The 5,738-nt window shown below is 69.7% G+C and carries 7 protein-coding genes; 5 read left to right on the top strand and 2 right to left on the bottom strand.

The features are described 5' to 3' along the window. The first annotated feature begins 313 nt into the window (after positions 1–313). Positions 314–481 (top strand): hypothetical protein, encoded by a 168-nt coding sequence (locus AC5LUJ_RS20975; protein WP_493465580.1) that lies wholly within the window; start codon positions 314–316, stop codon positions 479–481. 220 nt (positions 482–701) lie between these two features. Then, on the top strand, positions 702–1,559 hold the full coding sequence (locus tag AC5LUJ_RS20980; RefSeq protein WP_493465576.1) for an LLM class flavin-dependent oxidoreductase: 858 nt from the start codon (positions 702–704) through the stop codon (positions 1,557–1,559). Between the two features lie 165 nt (positions 1,560–1,724). On the opposite strand, the gene AC5LUJ_RS20985 is transcribed toward AC5LUJ_RS20980, so the two are convergent. Further along, positions 1,725–2,516, bottom strand: a complete 792-nt coding sequence (locus tag AC5LUJ_RS20985; protein WP_493465577.1) for an alpha/beta fold hydrolase — start codon at positions 2,514–2,516, stop codon at positions 1,725–1,727. Positions 2,517–2,879: 363 nt separating this feature from the next. Here AC5LUJ_RS20985 and AC5LUJ_RS20990 point away from each other — a divergent pair, with 363 nt between their 5' ends. Then, positions 2,880–3,227 carry a hypothetical protein gene (locus AC5LUJ_RS20990; protein WP_250286997.1) on the top strand — a complete coding sequence of 116 codons (348 nt, stop codon included), beginning with the start codon at positions 2,880–2,882 and terminating at the stop codon, positions 3,225–3,227. 14 nt (positions 3,228–3,241) lie between these two features. Next, the gene (locus AC5LUJ_RS20995; protein ID WP_250286999.1) at positions 3,242–3,550 is read left to right on the top strand and encodes a hypothetical protein; all 309 of its coding nucleotides are present in this window, start codon (positions 3,242–3,244) and stop codon (positions 3,548–3,550) included. Between the two features lie 574 nt (positions 3,551–4,124). Here the strand turns inward: AC5LUJ_RS20995 and AC5LUJ_RS21000 are convergent. Beyond that, on the bottom strand, positions 4,125–4,511 hold the full coding sequence (locus AC5LUJ_RS21000; RefSeq protein WP_250287001.1) for a transposase: 387 nt from the start codon (positions 4,509–4,511) through the stop codon (positions 4,125–4,127). 529 nt (positions 4,512–5,040) lie between these two features. Here AC5LUJ_RS21000 and AC5LUJ_RS21005 point away from each other — a divergent pair. Further along, complete coding sequence (locus tag AC5LUJ_RS21005; RefSeq protein WP_250287006.1) at positions 5,041–5,613, top strand: hemerythrin domain-containing protein; 573 nt, start codon at positions 5,041–5,043, stop codon at positions 5,611–5,613. The last annotated feature ends 125 nt before the right edge of the window (positions 5,614–5,738 follow it).

Below are 5,738 nucleotides of genomic sequence, written 5' to 3' on the forward strand. Positions count from 1 at the left end.
CCGTCCGTTTCGCCGCGGTCTCCAGCGACTACCGGTGGCGCGTCGGACCCGACGAGGTCCTCACCGCGCTGCGCGACATGCGCCGCTAGACGCCCTCCCTGAGGGGCGTTCAGCGGCACGCGGCGCAGCAGGCCGGGGCAGCGCCTCAGCACCCGACAGCCGCAACGCCGTCGCCGCGCCGGGCAGGACCTTCAGTCCGGGTCCGGGTCCGGGTCCGGGCCCGGCCCGCGGCCGGTAGCCATCCTCCGCCGATCCGGACACAGCCGGGAACTTTATGACATACCCAACCAGGTCGTGTGGGTCGGACTTGAAGATGATCACGTGCCCGTCGGGATACTGGCATACCCAGGCGACCCTGGCCGCCTACTGCCGCGTGCGCTCCTACCTGGTCTCCGCCCGCGACCACGGCCTGCGTGCCCTCGACGCCATCCGCACCGCCCTGACCGGCAAACCCTGGCTACCAGTCCCAGCCGCCGCCTGAAACAACATCAACACAGGTCACACCCGTGAATGGACACCACCAGTCCCTCTTTTGCTGCTTGCTGTGTTGAACCTGGCGACCGGTTGTGCATGCGGTCACCGCCAGCTACGCTGGCGCCAGCGTCTCCACGGATATTGTGGATGACGGATGGTTGCCCGGTCGCGCACAAAATGCCCGATGCCGGAAAGTACCCGAAATCGCCAGAGTGGGAGTACGGGAAATGGACGTCTCGATCGGGTTGCCCTCCACCATTCCCGGCGTCGAAGGCAGCCAGATCCTCGAGTGGGCCAAACGGGCGGACCGCTCCGTATTCTTGTCACTCGGCGTCATCGACCGTCTCGTCTACCTCAATGACGAGCCTCTGATCACGCTTGCGGCCGCAGCGGCGGTGACTGAGCGGATCAAGCTCCTGACCGCCATCGCGATTCTTCCGTACCGGGTCAATGCGGCGTTGTTCGCCAAGCAGGCCGCAAGTATCCAGCATCTTTCCGGCAACCGGTTGGTGCTGGGCCTCGGCCTGGGCGGTCGGGAGGACGACTACCAGGCCGGCGGCGTTCCTTTTAATGGCCGGGGGCGACGATTCGAAAAGATGCTGGTGGACACGCTTGAAATCTGGTCCGGTGAGCCGCGCGGCGACGCGGGGGCGATCGGGCCCACTCCACCGGCTCGTCCCGGGTTGCTGATCGGAGGCCAGTCACCGAGGTCCTTCCAGCGGGCCGCCGAGCACGCGGACGGATGGATCGCGGGTGGGGCGCCGCCGGAGGCGTTCGGGCCGGCCGCTGCGCAGGCGAAGGCTGCGTGGGAAGCCCGCGGCCGCAAGGATCGGCCACGGCTGGCGGCACTCGGTTACTTCTCCCTGGGGCCGCAGGCACGCGTACATGCTGAGAGCTACCTCCGGCACTACTACGCGTTCGCCGGAGCGTACGCCGAACAGGTGGTGGCGGGTGCGCTGACCGACGGCAGGGCGGTCCGCGACGCTGTCGCCGCCTTCGCCGAGGCGGGGTGCGACGAGTTGGTGCTGTTCCCGTGCAACCCGGAACCCGGCCAGGTCGACCTTCTGGCCGACGCGGTCAGGTAGGCCCAACGGAAGGAAGGTCATTCGGCCGCCCAGATCCGGTCCGACACGGGGCCGAGGGATTCACGCACCTTTGGTCACCTAACAAAGCCCTACTAGTTGTGGATCAGTCATCATGCCGAGGCCCTGGGGAAGGCACGGCGCGGAAATGAGCGCGACCGAGCAGCGCTACGCCCCGCTCACGCGGGCGTTCACCCTGGCAACTGCGTCCAGCATGGCAGTGGCGAACAGGTCGGGATGGACCACCGGAAAATCATGATCGGCTGCTACCGGGATGACATGTGCCCCGAGCTGGTCGGCCAGTTGCCGTTGCAAGGCGGGGCGGCACAGCGTGTCGTTGTCGGTCAGCAGCACGACTGACGGCACGTTTCGGAGCGGTTGAACACGTCCGCGCAGATCGTGGCGTTGCACGGCACGGCCCATGGCCAGGACGGCGGCCAGTGGGGTACGGGTTAGTTCGGCGTGCAGCCACGGCCATCGGTTGACCACATCAGTCCCGCTGCGCCGATTGGCTCCGAAGTAGCGCGCGGGCAGCGAGTTTCCCCGGTTGAGGCGAGCCAGCGGGGCTGCCGTCGCAAGAGCGGTCCACAACAGGCGGTCGCGGCGGTTCTGCCGGTAGTTCAGCGCGCAAGCTGCCAGGACCAGGCCCGCGACCCGCTGCGGATGAGCCAACGCCATATGCGTTCCCACCAAGCCGCCGAGGGAGAATCCGCATACGATCACACGGTCGATATTCAGGACGTCGAGCACCGCTATGACGTCTTCGGCGCAGTCGGCGATGGAGAACTCCCCGGCGATCGGCAGTCCGCGTCCGTGGCCACGCTGGTCCAGGCCGACAATCGGATGCCGCTGGGACAGCGGTGGCATCAACCCGAAGAAATTGACGTCCAGCGACCAGGTCCACCCGTGCAGCAGCAACACCGGCAGTACACCGTCCCGGTCGGCCCGGGTCTGCCGCACGAAAACCTCCCCGCGGCCGGGGACCTGCAACATACGACCGGGCGGCAGCTCGGGACGCCATCCCTGTATGTGTGAGCGCGATGCGCGGGCCGGTCGGAGGAAGCCTGCCGTGCGCCGCGCCACGCGGACACGGGCTGTCTGCATACTCGAAATTTACATGCAATCAGCTTGCGATCAGCGGCAGGGTGTCTCGCCCTGCCGGCTGGTTCACAGCGCCGACAATCGACAGGCTACATTCCCACAATCGGAGGTCGGACTCTCCCGCATGTCACGCTTGGAGCAGCCCGAAGCCTGCCACCTGAACACAGGCAGTAGCGAGCCCCGGCATCATGCAGGTGTCAGGACCTTTGTAGAACATCGGCGGTGCACGACGCCGCGCGGCGGGTGCGTCGGCGCCTCTGGTGGTGCGGACGAGCCCAGCACAACCCGCTGTGCGGGCCGCCGTATCTGATCAGGCGGGCGCAGGTCATCGCCTGCACCACCGCCGGCCGGCGCGGCGAGGCCGAGATCCGCCCCGAGCACCTGCTCTATGGTGTGCTGCGCGTCGCGCGCGACCGGCTCGGCTCCGGGCTGGGCCGCCGGGGGCGCCGCGATGCCGCGCGCCTGGGCCTGCGTGTCGGCATGGCCCATCCAGTTCGGCTGCTGCTGACCGGGCAGGGAATCGACGTGGACCGGCTCAGCGAGGATCTGCTCGGCGACCTGATCGGATGAAAGGAAGGGCTCTCATGACGACAGCCACGACCGCTACCGAGTCAGACGCCGCCGAGCCGCTCACCTGTTGGTGCTGCGGTGGTACCTACCAGGAGTCTGACCTGGTCCGGCTCGGGAGCCATCCCGAGGTCGGGGTCTGCCTGTCATGCGCGCATTTCCTGCATCAGCAGGCCCGGGGCCGTGAGGACGAGCTGCGCCCCTCACCCGCCTCCCGGCTGCGTGACGGGCTGCGGGCCGCCCGGCGTCTGGTCATGCGGCGGCGGTGGCATCAGCATCCGGTCATCGGCCGGCCGTTGCGCTGGTTGGGCCGGCGCCTGCCGTAGATCGCCTCGTTGCGGTGCCGGTCAAGGTCTATGCGGTACTGCCGCATCGCCACGACCGTCACCGCACCGGCGACGGTGATGCGGGTTGGCAACCCGACGAAGGTCAGGGTCCGTCGCGGTCGAGCACGGCCGGCGGATCAAGCACGTGGCGGAGCTGGGCCAGCGACGGTGACCCGGCCAGGTTGCCAGCCGCGTCGCGACGTTCGGGCAGCCCGGGACGGGCAGAATCGTCAACCTCATCAGCGATGTCCTTCCCCGCTCCCTCGATGCCGTCGGCGTGCAGCAAGTCCAGCCAAGTACCGCAACGCCTGGCTCTTCACCGCTGCCCGCTCGGCCACCTCATGTGTGCGCATGCCGCCCCAGCATCAACTCTGTACCGGCATACACGGCAAGCGCGCACGGAGCGATCCGATCGGGCCCGTCGGGACCCGCCGCGGCGCCGGTCGTAGCCATCAGCCGTGGCCATGTACGACCGCCGCGCCAGCCGGGCAACGCCAGCGTGGCGTTAGAAATGGCCGGGTCCCTGTTTGCATTCCGTCAAAGATTTCCACAGCGGGCCGTCCGCAGGGTTTACTCACTCACGGGCGCGGAGCGGATCGCCGGGCTGGTCGGATCCGGCAGACCGGCCAGCCTGCGCTCCCCGACACCAGGGGTAAACATTCACGTCCTTGATGCTCTCCTTGATGTCCTCGACCGTGCCGGCGACGGCGGCCGCACCGCGGGCGATCATCCCGTGCACGAACCCGGGCGACGGGGCCGCGCCGGTCACGGCCTCGACGAGCTGCCCCGCGCGCTCGACCGGCAGGTGCTGGAAAACGAGCAGATAGACGACAAGCGCCCGCAGGTTCGGCCCGTAGGACACCGGCGCCCGGGGCACCCCGGCCGGCTGGGTCGGCGCGTGCTCCCGCCCGCAGCCGCAGCGGACCGCGACCAGGTCGTACTGCGTCGTCGTGGCGGTCACCAGCGGCACATCCACGACCTGGTGGGACCGCACGACCCGCACGCCGGCGGCGCCGGCGAGGTCAGCCCCGCAGCCGCACCAGCCGGCCGGCCGGCCGGCACGCCACCCTCACCGCGTCGTCGTTCCACGCCAGCGAGATACCGTCCGCGCCGGGCTGTTTACCCCGCTTGCGCCCCGACTTCCCCGCCGCCCGGGTCCGGGGTGTGGGACCGGGCCGGCCCGGGATCGCGCCGTCGGTCGACGGCGGCAGCGACGAGTTACCGGCAGTTACGCGACGACTTCCGCTCCAGTTCCGCTCTCCCCTGGCCGCCGGGCCCGAAACACATCCGGCCGCGGGACGGCACAGGGCGAAGACGGCACAGGGCGAGGACGGCCCGGGACGGACCCGCCGATGGCTCGGCCGATCGCCGCCAGATCCCGACCCGCGCCGAGCGGCCGGCGCGGGTCGGGGTTTGGCGGTGGGCAGGCGGGCATGCCCATCGAACCCGACCTGCCCTTCGAGGAGGGGCGGCACGCCAAGGAGGACCTCATGACGATGAGCGAAGCCGACGTCGAGCGGGCCCGTGCGGCCCAGCTGCCTGATGATGACGTGGTGGGCGTCCTGCTCAACCAGCACGCCCGTATCCGCGACCTGTTCGCCGAGGTGCGCAGCACGGCGGGCGGGCACAAGAAGCAGGCGTTCGACGAGCTGCGGGCGCTGCTCGCGGTGCACGAGACAGCGGAGGAGCTGGTTCTGCGGCCGGTGACCAGGGATGTCGACCGGGCGGTCGCCGAGGCCCGCGACCGGGAGGAGGGCGAGTCCACGCAGGTGCTCAAGGCGCTGGAGAAGATGGACGTGCACAGCGGCGAGTTCGACCGGAAGCTGGCCGAGTTCGAGCGGGCCGTCTCCCGCCACGCCGAGCACGAGGAGAGCGAGGAGTTCCCGCGCGTCCACGCGGCCCGTAGCGAGGAGCAGCTGGAAGGCATGGGCCGCCGGCTGCGCACCGCGGAGAAGATCGCTCCCACGCACCCGCACCCGTCCACCACGGGGTCACCCGTCGCGCAGTGGACCGTCGGCCCGATCGCGTCGATCGTCGACCGCGTCCGCGACGCCGTACGGTGACCTTTTGTTGACGCCACTGCCGGGGCGGTGGCCCGGAGCCCCGCTGATGCCCCGGCCGGCCAGGCTGTCCTCGATCCGGCCGGTGAGCGGATCGCCGAGGTGCTCGAGGCGCTCGTGGCCCGCTA

Source organism: Protofrankia sp. CiP1_Cm_nod3 (genome assembly GCF_982290655.1).